This window comes from Paenibacillus pasadenensis DSM 19293 (genome assembly GCF_000422485.1).
Taxonomy (GTDB): Bacteria; Bacillota; Bacilli; order Paenibacillales; family Paenibacillaceae; genus Paenibacillus_O; species Paenibacillus_O pasadenensis.
Map to the genome: position 1 here is coordinate 216,479 of NZ_KE383850.1, position 16,410 is coordinate 232,888.

At 64.4% G+C, this 16,410-nt stretch carries 17 protein-coding genes and 2 riboswitches; of the genes, 10 read left to right on the forward strand and 7 right to left on the reverse strand.

Going from position 1 to position 16,410, the window contains the following annotated elements:
- Positions 1 to 188: 188 nt before the first annotated feature.
- Both H582_RS0116615 and H582_RS0116620 read right to left on the reverse strand, forming a co-directional pair.
- Entirely contained in the window at positions 189 to 503 is a 315-nt protein-coding gene (locus tag H582_RS0116615) for a DMT family transporter (RefSeq protein ID WP_028599412.1), read from the reverse strand.
- Position 504: 1 nt separating this feature from the next.
- Positions 505 to 855, reverse strand: coding sequence for a DMT family transporter (locus H582_RS0116620; protein WP_028599413.1), 351 nt, complete (start codon positions 853 to 855; stop codon positions 505 to 507).
- A 138-nt stretch (positions 856 to 993) separates the two neighbouring features.
- Positions 994 to 1,099, reverse strand: a riboswitch (guanidine-I (ykkC/yxkD leader).
- Positions 1,100 to 1,210: 111 nt separating this feature from the next.
- On the opposite strand from H582_RS0116620, the gene H582_RS0116625 reads away from it, so the two are divergent.
- Complete coding sequence (locus tag H582_RS0116625) at positions 1,211 to 1,600, forward strand: hypothetical protein (protein WP_028599414.1); 390 nt, start codon at positions 1,211 to 1,213, stop codon at positions 1,598 to 1,600.
- Positions 1,597 to 2,127: a hypothetical protein gene (locus H582_RS28125; protein WP_127464627.1), complete on the forward strand. Its 531-nt coding sequence runs from the start codon at positions 1,597 to 1,599 to the stop codon at positions 2,125 to 2,127. Before H582_RS0116625 ends, H582_RS28125 begins: the two co-directional genes overlap by 4 nt.
- 148 nt (positions 2,128 to 2,275) lie before the next feature.
- Here the strand turns inward: H582_RS28125 and H582_RS0116635 are convergent, their stop codons facing one another.
- Both H582_RS0116635 and clpP read right to left on the reverse strand, forming a co-directional pair.
- Positions 2,276 to 2,479, reverse strand: a complete 204-nt coding sequence (locus tag H582_RS0116635; protein WP_028599415.1) for a hypothetical protein — start codon at positions 2,477 to 2,479, stop codon at positions 2,276 to 2,278.
- Positions 2,480 to 2,663: 184 nt separating this feature from the next.
- Positions 2,664 to 3,239 (reverse strand): ATP-dependent Clp endopeptidase proteolytic subunit ClpP, encoded by a 576-nt coding sequence (gene clpP, locus H582_RS0116640; protein WP_028599416.1) that lies wholly within the window; start codon positions 3,237 to 3,239, stop codon positions 2,664 to 2,666.
- 198 nt (positions 3,240 to 3,437) lie between these two features.
- On the opposite strand from clpP, the gene H582_RS28130 reads away from it, so the two are divergent.
- Entirely contained in the window at positions 3,438 to 4,304 is an 867-nt protein-coding gene (locus tag H582_RS28130; protein ID WP_052333360.1) for an RNA polymerase sigma factor, read from the forward strand.
- Between the two features lie 1,265 nt (positions 4,305 to 5,569).
- Here H582_RS28130 and H582_RS0116655 read toward each other — a convergent pair.
- Positions 5,570 to 6,349, reverse strand: coding sequence for an SDR family oxidoreductase (locus tag H582_RS0116655; RefSeq protein WP_028599418.1), 780 nt, complete (start codon positions 6,347 to 6,349; stop codon positions 5,570 to 5,572).
- A gap of 333 nt (positions 6,350 to 6,682) precedes the next feature.
- Positions 6,683 to 6,782, forward strand: a riboswitch (glycine riboswitch).
- Between the two features lie 260 nt (positions 6,783 to 7,042).
- On the opposite strand from H582_RS0116655, the gene sdaAB reads away from it, so the two are divergent.
- The 7 genes from sdaAB (at position 7,043) to H582_RS0116690 (ending at position 14,738) form a co-directional block, all read left to right on the forward strand.
- Positions 7,043 to 7,762: an L-serine ammonia-lyase, iron-sulfur-dependent subunit beta gene (sdaAB, locus tag H582_RS28135; protein ID WP_052333361.1), complete on the forward strand. Its 720-nt coding sequence runs from the start codon at positions 7,043 to 7,045 to the stop codon at positions 7,760 to 7,762.
- Entirely contained in the window at positions 7,731 to 8,615 is an 885-nt protein-coding gene (gene sdaAA / locus H582_RS0116665; RefSeq protein ID WP_028599419.1) for an L-serine ammonia-lyase, iron-sulfur-dependent, subunit alpha, read from the forward strand. The genes sdaAB and sdaAA overlap by 32 nt, the downstream gene beginning before the upstream one ends.
- 257 nt (positions 8,616 to 8,872) lie before the next feature.
- Positions 8,873 to 10,129: an ABC transporter substrate-binding protein gene (locus tag H582_RS0116670; protein ID WP_028599420.1), complete on the forward strand. Its 1,257-nt coding sequence runs from the start codon at positions 8,873 to 8,875 to the stop codon at positions 10,127 to 10,129.
- 58 nt (positions 10,130 to 10,187) lie between these two features.
- Positions 10,188 to 11,150, forward strand: coding sequence for a carbohydrate ABC transporter permease (locus H582_RS0116675; RefSeq protein WP_028599421.1), 963 nt, complete (start codon positions 10,188 to 10,190; stop codon positions 11,148 to 11,150).
- Position 11,151: 1 nt separating this feature from the next.
- Positions 11,152 to 11,970 carry a carbohydrate ABC transporter permease gene (locus H582_RS0116680; protein WP_028599422.1) on the forward strand — a complete coding sequence of 273 codons (819 nt, stop codon included), beginning with the start codon at positions 11,152 to 11,154 and terminating at the stop codon, positions 11,968 to 11,970.
- A gap of 183 nt (positions 11,971 to 12,153) precedes the next feature.
- Complete coding sequence (locus H582_RS0116685) at positions 12,154 to 12,693, forward strand: copper amine oxidase N-terminal domain-containing protein (protein WP_127464475.1); 540 nt, start codon at positions 12,154 to 12,156, stop codon at positions 12,691 to 12,693.
- A 242-nt stretch (positions 12,694 to 12,935) separates the two neighbouring features.
- Positions 12,936 to 14,738: an ABC transporter ATP-binding protein gene (locus H582_RS0116690; protein ID WP_228551236.1), complete on the forward strand. Its 1,803-nt coding sequence runs from the start codon at positions 12,936 to 12,938 to the stop codon at positions 14,736 to 14,738.
- Between the two features lie 120 nt (positions 14,739 to 14,858).
- On the opposite strand, the gene H582_RS0116695 is transcribed toward H582_RS0116690, so the two are convergent.
- A complete protein-coding gene (locus tag H582_RS0116695; protein WP_028599425.1) occupies positions 14,859 to 15,077 on the reverse strand; it encodes a hypothetical protein in 219 nt (72 codons plus the stop codon).
- Positions 15,078 to 15,145: 68 nt separating this feature from the next.
- Positions 15,146 to 16,396, reverse strand: a complete 1,251-nt coding sequence (locus tag H582_RS0116700) for a copper amine oxidase N-terminal domain-containing protein (RefSeq protein ID WP_028599426.1) — start codon at positions 16,394 to 16,396, stop codon at positions 15,146 to 15,148.
- Between the last annotated feature and the right edge of the window lie 14 nt (positions 16,397 to 16,410).

Here is a 16,410-nt window from a genome sequence, read left to right on the forward strand (position 1 = left end):
CGGCTCGGTCCCAATTAAAGAAGCGTCCCGCCCATTCTTGATGAATGGGGCGGGACGCTTTTTTATAAATGATGCCCGAGCTCGCCGATCCTGATTCGCCGAAAGGGATGCCGCCGCTTGCCTGAATTGTCCTTCATGCTGCATCTGGCCCTGCTCCCTCGCTCATCCTGCTCCCTCGCTCATCCCGCTCAGCCGAGCGCCTTCAGGCCGACGGCCGCGCCGAGCACGAGCGTGATGCAGAGGATGCGCAGGACGCTGCGCGACTCGCCGAAGAACAGCATGCCGACGACCGCGCCGCCCGCCGCTCCGATGCCGGTCCACACCGCATACGCGGTGCCCATCGGCAGATCGCGCATCGCCAGGCTGAGCAGCAGGAAGCTGAGGATGAAGCCGGCGGCCAGCAGGGCGAAGTTCGCGAAGCTGCGGCGTTCGTTGAGCCGGTTCATCATCGTCACGCCGAACACCTCGCACAGCCCGGCGCCGATCAGATACACCCAGGCCATGTCAGACCGCCTCCTTTCCGGACTTGTCCGCCGCCGGCTCGTGGCCGAGCAGCTTGAGGCCGACGACTCCGATCAGCAGCACGCCGATGAGCGCGAGCTTGATCGGCTTGACCGGGTCGCCGAACAGGATCATGTCGGCCAGGACGGTGCCGGCCGTGCCGAGTCCGACGAATACCGCATAGACGGTGCCGACGGGCAAGTGGCGCGCCGCGTTCAGCAGCACATAGAAGCTGATCAGGATGCAGACGGCGGTCAGCGCCCATTCGAGCGCCGTGTCGGCATGCTTGAGACCGATGACCCAGCCTACCTCGAACACGCAGGCGCCGACGATTTGAAGCCAGTAACGATTCATGATGAAGTCCCCTTTCTGATGCCGCACTTGCTGCGGCTCGCTGGACGCGCTCCGTGCGGCCGCCGTTTCCAGTATGCCCCATCCCGCGCAGGAGATGCCCGCAACAAAGCCCGGAAGACTGCCGCTGCGAAAGCGGTCATCTCCCGGGCTTTTATCCCTCCGTGTCTGCGCGGCCATGCGGCCGTGCCGTTCCCTCTCGGACCAGTCCGGCGCGCTGCGCCGCGGAACCCTAGGCAACTGATTCCCGACATTATAGCAACCGGGGCGACAGATGGCAAGGGCAGCACCTGGAACTTTCTTGCAGGGAGAGGCGTCTAACCGGATAACAGCGAGCTATGGAGAGGAGCGGGACCGGATGAGGCGAGGCGGCGGTTCGGATAAGGGACGGCAGAAGCGGGGCGAAGGGCCGGGCGGCCATGCCGGATCCGGCAGCGGCCAAGAGCGGGGCGGGCGCCAGGGTGGGCACAAAGGTCGGATCGGACCGGCCGGCGGGGCGGACAAGAGGGCGAAGCGCATCGTCAGCGCCGCGCTTGGCGGCTCGCTGCTGCTCGCGGGATGCAGCCTCGCGCTGCTGCAGTATGGACTGACCCATGCGGACGATACGCCTTGGGACCACGAATCGCCGCTTGCTCAGGCAGGCTTGTGGGGCGTGCTGCTGTTCAGCGGCGGAGCGCTGGCTTTGGCGTTGGCGAGGGCTTGGTTGGCGCTTGCGCCGGGATTCCGCAGAGAAGGAGGCGGGCGATGATGGAGAAGAACAGGTCGACGACAAGGGAGCGAGCGGCGGTTTCGGGAAGGTCCGGACAACTAGCCGGCGGCGGCTCCCAAAACGGTCGAAAAAACGGCAGCGCCATCGTGACTTATTTGCTGCTGCTGAATTTCATTTTCATCGCGCTGTTCATGGGGGCGGTGCTCGGCGTGGAGCGGATCGAGGGGTATAAGATCGCGACGACGGAGTATTACGGATTAATGAATATTGGAGGCATCTTCATCGCGTTGACGCTGCTCCTCGCGGTCGCGCTTTATGCCGTTGTGATGCTGCCGATCACGCTCGCGGCAAACCGCTGGCTGCGCCACCCGCTGCTGCAGACGGCTTTGTTCACCGGGCTGTTCCTATGGGCGGGGCAGCTGCAGTACCGGGATTACCCGCTGGACTTCCGGGAGGGCTACGGCCTCAGCCCGTGGACGTCGTGGTGGATGTTCGGGCTGGCGGGGCTGCTGTATGCGGGGGCGAACCTGCTGCTGGGGCGGCTGGCGGGTCGAGAGAGGCCCTGAGGCTTGCTTGATGCAGCATCAGGGCTATTTTTTATAGCTGCGAGGCAATGAAGGTTCATCCGGAGATGGAGGCGGGCGAGGGGCGCGGAGGCAAAGAAAAAGCCCCGGCAGCAGCCGAGGCGGCGGAGCGGAACGGCAATCATCGAGGTCAGGCGAAGCCGACCTTCGGCTTTTCCCTCTCCTTCAGAGGCAGGTTGATCGTGCGGATGGACGTGATAGGGATGTACAGCTCCTGGTAGTCGGTGACGTACTTCACGAATTTGTCGTCGGCTTGCTCGAGGACGCCGTTTTCGGCCAGCGTGCCGTCGATGAAGTGGATCAGAACCTTTTTTCCAATGAGCTTATCCAGCATGAACGGTTCACCTCGCTTGAGCGGAATAGGTCTTGCTTCCATCTTACCCTATCAGGGAATAGAATGGGTGAAAAGGCGCGCTGCCGCTAAATCTGTATGCGGTCTATGATCGAGCTTGGAACAAGCGCGCTGCCGCTAGATTTGGATGCGGTCGATGGTCGAGCTTGGAACAAGCGCGTTGCCGCTAGATCTGGATGCGGTCGATGATCCCGTACTCCAGCGCCTCCTCCGCCGACATGAAATAGTCGCGGTCCATATCCCGCTCGATCCGCTCGAGCGGCTGGCCGGTCCGGTCCGCCGCGATGCGGTTGAGCGTCTCGCGCGTCTTCAGGATGCGGCGGGCGGAGATCGCGATGTCGCTCGCCTGCCCTTGCGCGCCGCCGTGCGGCTGGTGGATCATGACCTCGCTGTGGGGCAGGGCGCTGCGCTTGCCTTTTGCTCCCGCGAGCAGCAGGATCGCGCCGAACGAGTACGCCGCGCCGGTGCAGATCGTCTGGACATCCGGCTTCACGAGCTGCATCGCGTCGTAGATCGCCAGCCCGGCTGTCGTCGAGCCGCCGGGGCTGTTGATGTACATGGTGATATCCTTCTCCGCATCGTCCGCCGCCAGGAACAGCAGCTGGGCGATGACCGAGTTGGCGACGGCGTCGTCGATGGCCGAGCCGACCAGGATGATGCGTTCCTTGAGCAGGCGGGAATAGATGTCGTAGGAGCGCTCGCCCTTGGCGGTCTGCTCGACGACGTACGGCACGTGGTTCATCGGGATTCCTCCTCGTAAGCCGGGCCGCTTCAGGGGCGGTCGGCCGATGGTTTGCTTTTTGCCCCCGGTAAACGAACCGGCGCCACCCGAGGATACGGGGCTGCGGGAGAAATAAATTTTGCCGGTTCGCGTATCCTTTCGAGGCGGCCGTTCGTTTACCGAATACCGAGATCCGCACGCTGGAAAGGAGCTGCCCGCATGGACGCAATTCGCATGGCCGCCGAGGAGGAGCGCAGCGCCCTTCGCCGCTACTGCCTCGCCCTGGCCGGTTCGCGCTGGGACGCCGAGGACCTGGAGCAGTCCGCCTGGTGCCGCGCGCTGGCCTACCCCGGCTGGGAGGCGCATGCCAACCGCGAGGCGCTGCTGCTGCGCATCGCGCGCAATCTGTGGACCGACCAGCAGAGGAAAAAGGCGCTGCACCAACGCTCCTTGCCGGAGCTTGCCGCAGCCGAGCCGAACCGGGAAGCAAGCGGCGAGGCCGCCGGCGGGTGGGAGCTGGAGACGATGCTCCACTCTCTGGGCCGGCGGCTGACGCCGCTGCAGCTGGCGGTGTGGCTGCTGCGTGAAATGCACGGCAGCAGCATCGCCGAGACGGCGCTCCGCCTCGGCATGACCGAGGGCGCCGTGAAGGCGGCGATGCACCGCGCCCGCCGCGCGCTCGGCGCGGTCCGCCGCGACCTGGCCGCCGGCGGGCTGCGCGAGCCGGCGGACGAGTCGCTGCTCGCGCGCGTGCGCGGCCTGGCGGCGGCGCTGCGCACGGGCGACGCCGCCGCGATCGCGGCGCTCGCCGAGCAGGAAGCGCTGGAGCCGGCCGTAGCCGCCGCCGCGCTGGCGGGGCGCGTGCAGGCGCGTGCCGCGGCCGGCGCAGCCGCCGTGCCGGCGGAGGGCCGCGGCGCGTGCGATGGCGCGCCGCAGGCGCAAGCCGGCTGGAACGCCGTTTCCGATGCGGTCGCGCCGCAGGCGCTTGCCGCCTGGAGCGGCGTTGGTGCCACCTGGAGCGGAGCTTCCGCAGCCGGCTATCCCGCCGGTCTGGCCGGCTGCGCCATCTGGGGCTTGGCCGGTTAAGCACGGCCCAAGCATAAAAGCCTTCCCGAGCCTCGGATCGAGGCGGGAAGGCTTTTTTGCTGCGCGCGGCGGCATCGCGGTCGGCGGACGGTCTTTTTCGCATCGCGCTCTCGAGGGGAATGCAAGTCGGATCGCCAACCGTTTCTCGGAGGTCGACAACAACGTGATGCGTCGTCGGTTCGTCCGGAGTGGCAGCACCAGGGAGTCGAGAATGCCTTGGATGGCGGAACTCCGGCGCGTCGACTCAACCAGGGAGTCGAAAGTGCCTTGGATGGCGGAACCCTGGCGCATTGACTCAACCAGGGAGTCGAGAGTGCCTTGGATGGTAGCCCCCCGGCGCATTGTCTCAACGAGGGAGTCGAGAGTGCCTTGGATGGCGGAACTCCGGCGCATTGACTCAACCAGGGAGTCGAAAGTGCCTCGGTTGGCGGAACTCCGGCGCATCGACTCAACGAGGGAGTCGAGAATGCCTTTGCTGGAGGAAACCCGGCCTACCAGTACAACGAGGGAGTCGAAAGTGCCTTGGTTGGCAGAATCCCGGCGCACTAGCACAACCAGGGAGTCGAAAGTGCCTGGGATGGCGGAACTCCGGCGCGTCGAATCAACGAGGGAGTCGAGAGTGCCTTGGCTGGCGGTCCCCCGGCGCATCGACTCAACGAGGGAGTCGAGAGTGCCTCGGTTGGCGGAACTCCGGCGCATTGACTCAACCAGGGAGTCGAAAGTACCTTGGCTGGCGGTCCCCCGGCGCGTCGACACAACCAGGGAGTCGAGAGTACCTCGGTTGGCGGAACTCCGGCGCGTCGACACAACCAGGGAGTCGAGAATGCCTGGGATGGCGGAACTCCGGCGCGTCGACTCAACCAGGGAGTCGAGAGTGACTTGGATGGCGGGACCCCGGCGCGTCGACACAACCAGGGAGTCGAAAGTGCCTTGGATGGCGGAACCCCGGCGCATTGACTCAACCAGGGAGTCGAAAGTGCCTTGGATGGTACCCCCCCCGGCGCATTGTCTCAACGAGGGAGTCTAGAGTCCCTTGGTCGGCAGAGCCCCGGCGCGTCGACACAACCAGGGAGTCGAGAGTGCCTTGGATGGCGGAACTCCGGCGCATTGACTCAACGAGGGAGTCGAGAGTGCCTTGGTTGGCGGAACCCCGGCGCATTGAATCAACCAGGGAGTCGAGAGTGCCTTGGCCCGCAGAACCCCGGCGCACCAGCACAACAGGGGGTCCAGAGTGCCTTGGCTGGCGGTCCCCCAGCGCCCCTTCGCTAGCGCCCGAGGAACCCGCCCTCCGAGCGGATCGACTGGCCGGTGATCCACTGGGCCTCGTCGCTCGCCAGGAAGGCGAGCGCGCGGGCCGCGTCCTCCGGCTGTCCGATGCGGCCCATCGGGAACAGCGGCAGCAGCTGCCGCTTGAGCTCGTCCGACATCCAGCCGGAGTCGGTCGGGCCCGGATCGAGGCCGTTGACCGTGATGCCGAGCGGAGCGAGTCCGGCGGCCAGCGGCTCGATCAGGCCCGCCAGCAGCTGCTTGGTCGCGAGGTAGGCGAGGTTGTCGGCGTCCGGCCCTTTGGACAGCAGGAACAGGATGCGTCCCGCCCCGCCGGCCTGATGCGCCTGCTCGAAGCGGCGCGCGAACTCCATGCTAAGCAGGGCCGGAGCCCGATTGTTGACGATATAATGCCGATCCAGCGACTCCTGCGTCAGCGTCCGGTAGCTGGTCGGCGCGCAGTAGCACGCGTTGTGGATGATGATCGAGGGCAGCCGTCCGAGCGCGCGCTCGGCTTCGTCCAGCACCTGCAAGGGCACGTCCGGGTCCATGAAGTCGGCCTCCATCTGCCCGGCCCGCACGCCGATGCCCTCCAGCTCCTGCTGCAGCCGGTCCGGCCAGCCTTCCTGCAGGCCGCAGCCCTCCTCCGCGTCGTAAGCGCGCCAATGCGTATAGAACAGATCGGCGCCGCCCTCCGCCAGCGCGCGGCAGATCGCTGTGCCGATGCCCGCCTCCCGGCTGACGCCGGTGACGAGAGCCGCCCTTCCTTTCAACGTCATGCGCATCTCCTCCTTCTGCAACCAGCATAAGCCCCAGAGGCGTCGGAGAGTAGGGGGGCGAACGGCTAAAGCCGAACTTGCCCTCCCGGCTGGCATCGTCCAGGCTGCCGAATGGCTGAAGGCGAACTTGCCCTCCCGGCTGGCATCGTCCAGGCTGCCGAACGGCTAAAGCCGAACTTGCCCTCCCGGCTGGCATCGTCCAGGCTGCCGAGCGGCTGAGGCCGAACTTGCCCTCCTAGTGCCATCGCCTGGGCTGCCGAGCGGTTGAGGCCGAACTTGCCCGCCCGGGTTGAAGCCGGCTGTCCTCCTGCATATAATGAGAAGGCACAGCGGATGATGGCAGCGGGAGAGATTGCCTGCATGATCGAGGCAGCGCCGAAGGAGCAACCTGCACGCAGGGGAATCTCTCAGGCAAAAGGACCTTTGCCGGACGCAGCTCTGGAGAGCATTCCGCGCCGCCTTGCGGACGGCCGAGCGGGCATCCAAGCCCGGTCCGGCCGCAGGGCGGCGCGTCGGAATCACCCAAGGGGAAACTTCATGGCGCCGGCATCGCGGCGCTGTCGGGGGCAACTCTCAGGTACAAGGGACAGAGCGGTGGAATACGGGGAAGCAAAGGGCTCGCACGAGCCTTTGTTTCGACGCATTCCGCCGCCCTGTTCCTTTTCATTTCAGCCACTAAAAAGGAGGAAGCGCATGCGCTTCAAGGATGTCTTCTCGATCATCGGGCCGTCCATGGTCGGCCCGTCCAGCTCGCATACCGCCGGAGCGGCGCGCATCGGGCTGGCCGCCCGCAGGCTGCTCGGCGCGATGCCGGAGACGGCTCGCGTCTCCTTCTTCGGCTCGTTCGCCGCGACCTACCAAGGCCACGGCACGGACACGGCCGTCGCCGGCGGGCTGCTCGGCATGCGCACCGACGATCCGCGCCTGCCGGATGCGGTCGAGCTCGCCGAGGAGGCGGGCATGGACCTGACCTTCCGCGAGGGCAAGGGGCTGTTCCCCCATCCCAACACCGTGCGGCTCGACCTGCAGGCGGCGGACGGGCGCAAGCTGTCGCTGCTCGGCACCTCGATCGGCGGCGGCAACGTGGAGATCGTCGAGGTGAACGGCTTCGCCGTCAAGTTCGGCTGCTCCTGCCCGGCGCTGCTCGTGCGCCATCGCGACCAGCCGGGCGTCATCGCCGGGCTGACCGCCGCCTTGGAGGAGGCGGGGCTCAACATCGCCGGCTTGTCGCTGAGCCGGATGGAACGGCAGGGCGAGGCGCTGGCGGTCGTCGAGCTGGACGGCGAGGCGGCGGTGACGCTGCTGGAGCGGGTGCGGCGGCTGCCGCATGTGCTCGGCACCGATTACGTCGATCTGAACGGAGAAGAGGAGGAGATGGCGGATGAACTTTCGGACGCTGAAGGAGCTCAGTGAGCGCTGCCGCGAGAGCGGCCTGTCGATCGGACGCCTCATGCTGCAGCAGCAGGCCAAGGAGTCGGGACGCGAGGAAGCGGCGGAATTCGCGACGATGAAGGAATACTACGGCATCATGAAAGACGCCGTGCATAACGGCCTGACCCGCGACACGACGTCGCGCAGCGGACTGACCGGCCTCGACGCTCAGCGGGTCGCCGCCTACAACGAGAGCTCCGAGCCGAGCCTCGGCGGCGACGCCGGACGGGCGATGGCGTACGCGCTCGCCGTCTCCGAGGTGAACGCCTCGATGGGCCGCATCGTGGCGACGCCGACGGCGGGCTCCTGCGGCATCATCCCCGGCGTGTTCGTCAGCTCGCAGGAGCGGTTCGGCTGGGACGACGACATCATGACCGAGGCGCTGTTCGCCGCGGGCGCGATCGGCTACGTCATCGCCAACAACTCCTTCGTCTCCGGCGCGGAGGGAGGCTGCCAGGCCGAGGTCGGCTCGGCCATCGGCATGGCGGCGGGCGCGCTCGCCGAGCTGCGCGGCGGCACGCCGGAGCAGGCGGTGCATGCCGTCGGACTCGCGCTCAAGAACACGCTCGGCCTCATCTGCGATCCGGTCGGCGGGCTCGTGGAGATCCCGTGCATCGTGCGCAACGGCTTCGGCGCGGTCACCGCGCTCGCCGCGGCCGACATGGCGCTGGCCGGCGTGCGCAGCGTCATCCCGAGCGACGAGGTCGTGCAGGTCATGCTCGAGGTCGGCGCGGCGATGCCGGAGAAGCATCGCGAGACCGCCGGCGGCGGACTGGCCCAGACGCCGACTGGCAAAAAGCTGATGGAGGACCTGCGCAAGAAGAAGCGGCGCTAGCGGTTTTCGAATGCGGCCAACCGTGCCGCCGGTTAAAGGAATATCGCAGCAAAAAGCTCGGCGAGACGACCTCGCCGGGCTTTTTCGGCTCTTCGCCGACCTCGGTCCGAGGGCCTAAATTCATGCCGGACGAGCAAGTTCAGGTGAAAAGCGGAATAAACTGAAAGCGGATACATCAATCAGGCGCCCGGCTCCGGGACCGGCAGAGGCCTGTCCCTGGTCCGGGCGAAGTCCAGCATGTCAGGAGGAATGGCGGAGTGGTCAAATTCCGAAGGATCGGCTTGCCGTTGCTGTCGCTCGCCCTGGTCGCCGCCGGCTGCGGCGGCCCGGCTCCAGCCGAGAATACGAAGACGCTTACGCTCTGGTACTGGAACCGCAGCCTCGACGACGGACTCATCCAATCGGTCGAACAGAAGTTTCCCGGCATCAAGATCAACGCCCAGAAGATCGGAGGCGACTTCAAGTCGAAGCTGAAGACGACGCTCGCCGCCGGCACGGACGGACCGGACATCGTCGCCTTCAACGACTGGGTCTCCGAGCTGTTCGTCAGCTCGGACCGCTTCTACGATCTGTATGAGCTCGGCGCCAAGGAGATCGAGCCGGACTTTCTCGACTGGAAATGGAACTTCGGCGTCACCGCGGAAGGGACGATGATCGCGCTGCCGATCGATACCGGCCCGACCGCGCTGTTCTACCGGGCGGATCTGTTCGCCGAGGCCGGCCTGCCGTCCGAGCCGGCCGACGTCCAGCGGGAGCTCGGCACCTGGGAGAGCTACCTCCAGGCGGGCCGGCAGCTCCAGGACCATTTTGGCGGCAAGGTCAAGCTGCTCGACAATGTCAAGAACATCTACACGCAGTTCAACGCCCAGTCGGACCGCATCTACTTCTCCACGGACGGCGAGTTCATCGGCGACAAGCCGGAATCGTCGGTGAAAAAGGCGTGGGATCTCGCCGTCCAGGCCGCGCGGATGAAGCTGGCCGGCAACGCGGACGCCTTCACGAGCGAGTGGAACGCCGCCATGAACAACGGCAGCATCGCCTCCTTTGTCGGCGCCGTCTGGATGAAGGAGATCCTGGAGCAGGGCGCACCGGATACGGCCGGCAAATGGCGCGTCGCCCGGGCGCCTGGGGGAGACGGCAACAACGGCGGATCGTTCCTCGCCATCATGAAGTCGAGTCGCTATCCGAAGGAAGCGTTCGACGTCATCCGCTACCTGCAGAGCCCCGACAACCAGATCCGGACGTACAAGAACATCAACCTGTTCCCGTCCGCGGCGAAAGCGCTGGACGATCCCATCCTGCAGGAGAAGGAGCCGTTTTTCGGCGATCAGGCGACTGGGCAAATCTTCGCGGAATCCGCTCGGGGCGTCAAGCCCGCTTATTTTGGAGACAAATTCACCAATGTGAACGGCATCGCCCTGCGCGAGCTGAACTCGGTCGCCCTGCAGGGCAAGGACCCCGACAAGGCGTGGCGCGACGCGCTGAGCCGGATCCGCAAGGAGCTGCTGCGCTGACGGGCGCGGTCCGCCGGCCGCCGCATCCACAGACCAATGGCTGACAGGAGGTCATCCGATGGGAAAACCTATGCTGAACCCGGAGCCCGCCCGCGTCCCCTCGTCCAGACGGACCGAGGGCGGCCTGGCCGCCCGCATCTGGAAGCATCGCAAGGAATACCTGGCCATATCGCCGTTCTACATTCTGTTCGCGGTATTCGGCTTGTTCCCGATCGCCTTCTCCATGTACCTCTCCTTCCAGAAATGGGACGGAATCGGACGGATGAGCTACAACGGCTTGAACAACTACCGCTTCATGCTGACCGATCCGGAATTCTGGAGAGCCGTCGGCAACACGCTGCTGATCTGGATCTACTCGACGATCCCGATGCTGTTCCTCGCGCTCGTCGTCGCCTTTCTGCTCCACTCCTCGTTCGTGCGGATGCGGACGCTGTACCGCGTCGGCTACTTCCTGCCCAACGTCACCTCGCTCGTCGCGGTGGCGATCGTCTTCGGCACGATCTTTTCCAACAACTACGGCTTGCTGAACTACACGCTGAACCTGCTCGGCCTGAATTCCATCGAGTGGCTGAACCGCACCTGGGGCATCCAGCTCGCGATCTCCGTCATGGTCATCTGGCGCTGGGCGGGCTACAACGCGATCATCTACCTGGCCGGGCTGCAGAGCATCCCGACCGTGCTCTACGAAGCGGCCAAGATCGACGGGGCTTCGGGCGTGCAGGCGTTTTTCCGCATCACCGTTCCGAACCTGCGGCCGATCATCCTGTTCACGCTCATCACCTCGACCATCGGCGGGATGCAGGTGTTCACCGAGCCCCAGGTGCTCGTCGGCAACGACGGCGGCGCCGGGGGCGGCGGCCTTACGATCGTCCTTTATCTGTACCGGGAAGCCTTCGTGCACAACTATTTCGGCTACGGCGCGGCTGTCGGGTGGGGGATGTTCATCCTGATCGCCCTCTTCTCCATCGTCAACTGGCTGTTCGTCCAAGGCCGGCCGTCCCATGACCAGGGGGTGAAGTGAGATGAAAGCCCGATCGATCCTGCTGCATGTCGGCCTGACGGCCGGACTGCTGCTCTCCGTGTTCCCGTTCTACTGGCTGCTCGTCATGGCGACCCGCACGACAGCGGACATCTACAGCTTCCCGCCGAAGCTGTGGTTCGGCACGAAGCTCGGGGACAACGTCTCCCGCGTGTTCGAGAACATCGACTTCTTCGGCGCGTTTTGGAACACGCTGTTCGTCGCGACGGCCTGCGCGGCGCTCGTGCTGTTCTTCGACTCGCTGGCGGGGTTCACGTTCGCGAAGTTCGAGTTTCCCGGCAAAAAAATCCTGTTCGTGCTGCTGCTCGCCACGATGATGGCCCCGGCCCAGCTGTCGCTCGTGCCGTCGTTCGTCATCATGGCCAAGCTCGGCTGGGTCGGCTCGTTCAAGGCGCTCATCATCCCCGGCATGGCCAACGCATTCGGCATCTTCTGGATCCGGCAGTACGCCCAGGAGTCGGTGCCGAGCGAGCTGCTGGACGCGGGCCGCATCGACGGCTGCGGCTTCTTCCGCCTCTATTGGAACGTGGCGCTGCCGATCCTGCGGCCGGCGCTGTCGTTCCTCGGCGCCTTCACGTTCATCGGAGCGTGGAACGACTACCTGTGGCCGCTCATCATCCTCACCGACGAGAGCAAGTACACGCTGCAGGTGGCGCTCGCCTCGCTGAACGGCATCTATCTGTCCGACTACTCGATGGTGATCGCCGGCACGCTGCTGGCCGTCATCCCGCTCATCGTCCTGTTCCTGTTCGTCAGCAAGCAGTTCATCTCCGACATCGCCGCGGGCGCGATCAAGAGCTGACGCTTTCCTGCCGGGATAAGTCGAGCCGATTGATAAATGGATCTGTAAAATAAATTGCAAATACTCCTTCTGAATCGGCTATCAAGGCTGTCGATGGAAGGACATCGGCTAACTTCTCCGCACCTCTGGTGGATCATGCGACGTTACTCGGGATGCGAACAATACAGTGGAAATTGCTTGTGATTGACAAAGCAACCTTTTCGAGGAAATCGCGTCTACTCATTTGAGAATATGATCCTTATCTTGAAAGGGCTGAGAAAATTGTCTCGTCGAATCCAAGTACTCTTTCTGGCATTGATCGTCGGACTGTCTGTTTTTGGGGCCGGGTTGGCAGGGGCTGCTAAAGCTCCATCGAATAACGACGGAATTCATCGCCCTGCGATTGTCATCAACGGCAAGGTTGCCGAGCTGAAGGCCGTGATCCCGCCAAGCGGGTCGGCGATGGTTCCGTTTCGTTCCTTTTTTGAAGCTCTGGACCTGAATGCTGAATTCGACAACAAGACCAAAACGGTGACCGCCAAGAACGAAACGACAACCGTTACTTTGACCGCCGGCAAAATGACCGGGACGATCAACGGCAAGGAAATCAAGCTCATTCAAGGTCCGTCATTGTCAGACGATGATGACTTGATGTATGTCAATGTGCGATTCATCGCCGAAGCATTTGGCGGAATTGTCGGCTTTGACAAGAGCACGCTTACGGTGACCCTTGATTTTGATTAAGATCAACTTGAGAAAGGGACCTTCCCCGCCCATCAGGCGCGGAGAGGTCCCTTTTTCGGTCGAGATCGTTCGGCTGCGGGGGCGATGTCGTCCCCTTCCAGTACTATTCCATTTCTAATTCGACCTCCTTTCTTCGTCCCCTCTCATCCGCATGCAGGCCATTGACACCGAGCCCGGCCATCTCTTATTCTTCCTTTGACCTGTCGAACGGGTGTTAGCCTAACGGAAGAGGATGATCCAACATGATGAACCGGACCGCGCCGGCCCCGATTTCCAGCGCTTCCTTCGAGAGCGCCTTCCAGCAGGCGGCGACGACGGAGAACCGGACGGCATTCCAGTATCTGATGTCGCTGTACAAGGGGAACTTCCTCAACCTGACGATCTCGATCGTCTTTTTCCTCGTCAAAAGCCTGCCCGTCTACGTGCTGCCGATCGTGACGGCCAACATGATCAACATCGTCGCGCAGCCGGACCAGCACAGCCTGCGGGAGCTGTGGATCAACTTCGCCGTGCTGATCGCCGTCGTCCTGCAGAACATCCCGACCCACGCCGCCTACGTCAGCTTCCTCAGCCGCGCGATCCGCTCGGTCGAGGCGGGCCTGCGCGGCGCGATGGTGCGCAAGCTGCAGCAGCTGTCGATCAACTCGCATCGCGAGCTCGCCGCCGGCCGGCTGCAGTCCAAGGTGCTGCGCGACGTCGAGGCCGTCGAGGGCATGAGCAAGCAGCTCATGCTGGCGTTCATCCCGGCCATCTTCAACGTCGTCATCGCCTTCGGGCTGACGCTCTACTCCAACTGGCTCGTCTCGCTCTTCTACGTGCTGACGGTGCCGGCGGCGATCGGCGTCATGCAGATGTTCAAGCGGCGCATCCGGCAGAGCAATCGCGAGTTCCGCAAGGAGATCGAGACGATGAGCAGCCACGTCTCCGAGATGGTGGAGATGATCCCCGTCACCAAGGCGCACGGGCTCGAGCAGGTCGAGATCGACCGCATCGACACGACGCTGCGGCGCCTGCAGGGCAAGGGGTACCGGATGGACCTCGTCGAGGCGTACTTCGGCGCCTCCGGCTGGGTGACGTTCCAGATCGTGCAGGTCGTCTGCCTGCTGTTCACCGCCTATCTCGCCTATACGGGCAGCATCCCGGTCGGCAACATCGTCATGTACCAGGGCTACTTCGGCATGATCCTCGGCTCGATCACGGCGCTCATCAACGTCTACCCGATGATCGCCAAGGGCACGGAGTCGATCTCCTCGATCACGGAGATCCTGCGCTCGACCGACATCGAGGACAACGCCGGCAAGCTCAAGCTGACCCGGCTGAGCGGGGAGTACCGCTTCGAGGACGTGCAGCTGAAGTTCCCGGACGGCGACCAGCATGTGCTCGAGGAAGTATCGCTCGACGTGCGCGCGGGCGAGTGCATCGCGTTCGTCGGGGAGTCCGGCGCGGGCAAGTCGACGATCCTCAACCTCGTCATCGGGTTCTTGAACCCGACCTCCGGACGGGTGCTCGTCGACGGCGTGCCGCTGTCCGCGCTTGATCTGTCCGAGTACCGCCGCCATCTGGCCGTTGTGCCGCAGACGAACATCCTGTTTTCCGGCTCGATCCGCGACAACATCACCTACGGCCTGCAGGGCATCACGGAGGAGCAGGTGATGGAGGCGGTGGAGCGGGCGCATCTGACCGAGATGGTCTCGCGCCTGCCGAAGGGCATCGACACGATGGTCGGCGAGCATGGCGGCAAGCTGTCCGGCGGCCAGCGCCAGCGGATCGCGATCGCCCGCGCGCTCGTGCGCGATCCGAGCGTCATCCTGCTCGACGAGGCGACGTCCGCGCTCGACAACGCCTCCGAGCATCATGTGCAGCAGGCGATGCAGCAGCTCATCCAGGGGCGCACGACGTTCATCGTCGCCCATCGCCTTTCGACGATCCGCCATGCGGACCGCATCGTCGTCATGAAGCGCGGACGCATCGCCGAGGTCGGCACGTTCGACGAGCTGATCGCGCGCAAGGGCGAATTCTACAACCTCAAGCAGCTTCAGATGTAGGCTTGGAGTATATGGTTTAAATAGTGCAAAAAAGCCTGCCGAAGCGGCAGGCTTTTTTTGCTTGATTTAAATCTGGACCGCGCATGCGGGAGTTCCGCCGCGCGCGTGAGCCGAGCAGGTTCAGCTTTTTTTGCGCAGCTCGAAAAACTCGCATTGCGCCCGCGCGTGGTAGGCGAGATCGGCGACGCCCGACTGCAGCACGACGGTGCGCTCGTCGAAGCGCACGATGCAGCTGCCGGACTCGACCATATGGTCGTCGCGGAAGACGCGGACCGGGATGCGCTCGTCGAGCGCTTCCTGGAAGTCGGCATCGGTATGGAGAGGTCGGATATAGGCCATGGCGGCGGCGCTCCTTTGCAAAGGGGGATGGCCCGGATCGGGCTTGGCTCCGGCCATTATACCATAGCTCAGGGCAGCTCGATATCGACGCTGCGGCTGGCCGCATTCCAGGAGACGGAGATGCCGAACGCCGCGGTCAGCGCGCGGATCGGCACGTAGGTCAGCCCGTCGCGCAGAATCGGCTGCAGCTCCGGAGCGGCGAGCTTGCCGTCGATCCACAGCTGCGGGAAGGAGTAGGCGCCCTTGCGCGGAGCGGGCGGCTCGGAGCGGATGAGCGCGCTCCACGACGCCTTGTCCCAGACGACGGACTTGCCGGCGAGCTTGGCGATGGAGCGCAGCGGCAGCAGGGCGCGCCCTTCCCGCAGGATGGGCCGCAGCGCCGCGTCCAGCGCGGGCTTGCCGTCCACGGACAGGAACGGCTCGGCGGCGGGGAGCAGCGACATCTCCCCTAACGTTCGGCTGCCATTGCCTCCATAGGCGACGTATAGGCTGAGAGAACCTTTTGATTCAAGGAATTTCATCGTTCCATCCTTTGCTTTGCCATAGGCGGGCAGCGTGATGGAGAAGTCGTAGTAGCCGAATTGCTGCGTGCCTGTGCCGATCAGCAGGGAGTGGTCATAGGGATAACCGGATGAATCCGAGGAGGAGGAATAGGTTTCGGCATTTGGCGTCCAATACACAAAGAGCTCCGGGGAGAAAAGGAGCGGATCATGTCCTTTCAGCCGAATCTTCTCTCCGAAGCGAGCGGTCGCGGGAATCTCGGCGATTTCCTCATTCCTGACGAACAGCGAGCTGTAGTCTTTCGACACGCTGATGTCGTCAAGCTGCAGGAAGGTGGAGCCGGATTCCAGGTACAGGCCGCCGGTCGAGCCGAAGATGGAGGCATCGCCCTTATTGGAGAAGGTCAGGCTGAGTCCATAGAAGAAGCTGTAAGGCGTAGAATCGAAAGCCTTGACGGGCTTGCCTTTCTTCGCAAAGGCTTGCACCATCCCGCAAACCTTCTTGATCCGCGCGGCATCCTCCTTGCGGGCTCCGTACAACTGGTCGTCGACGCCGCTTGCCCCGCCGATTAGCACCGACTTCAGCGTGCTCGGACCGCAGGACGCGGCCAGCTCCTTAAAGGAGGTCGCTGGCGTGGGAGAAGCAGTCGGCTTGACGGCCGCTGCGGGCGCTTGGGACCCTGCCGGCTCGGCAGCCGCTGCGGGCGTCGTAGCCGAGCCGGACAGCAGGAGCACGGCGAGCAGCATTCCGAGCGCGCTGCGGCCGGCGCGCCTCGTTCCGAGGGGGGCTTTTGCATGAGCATGGCGGACAGGCTTCATAAGCTCATCTCCTT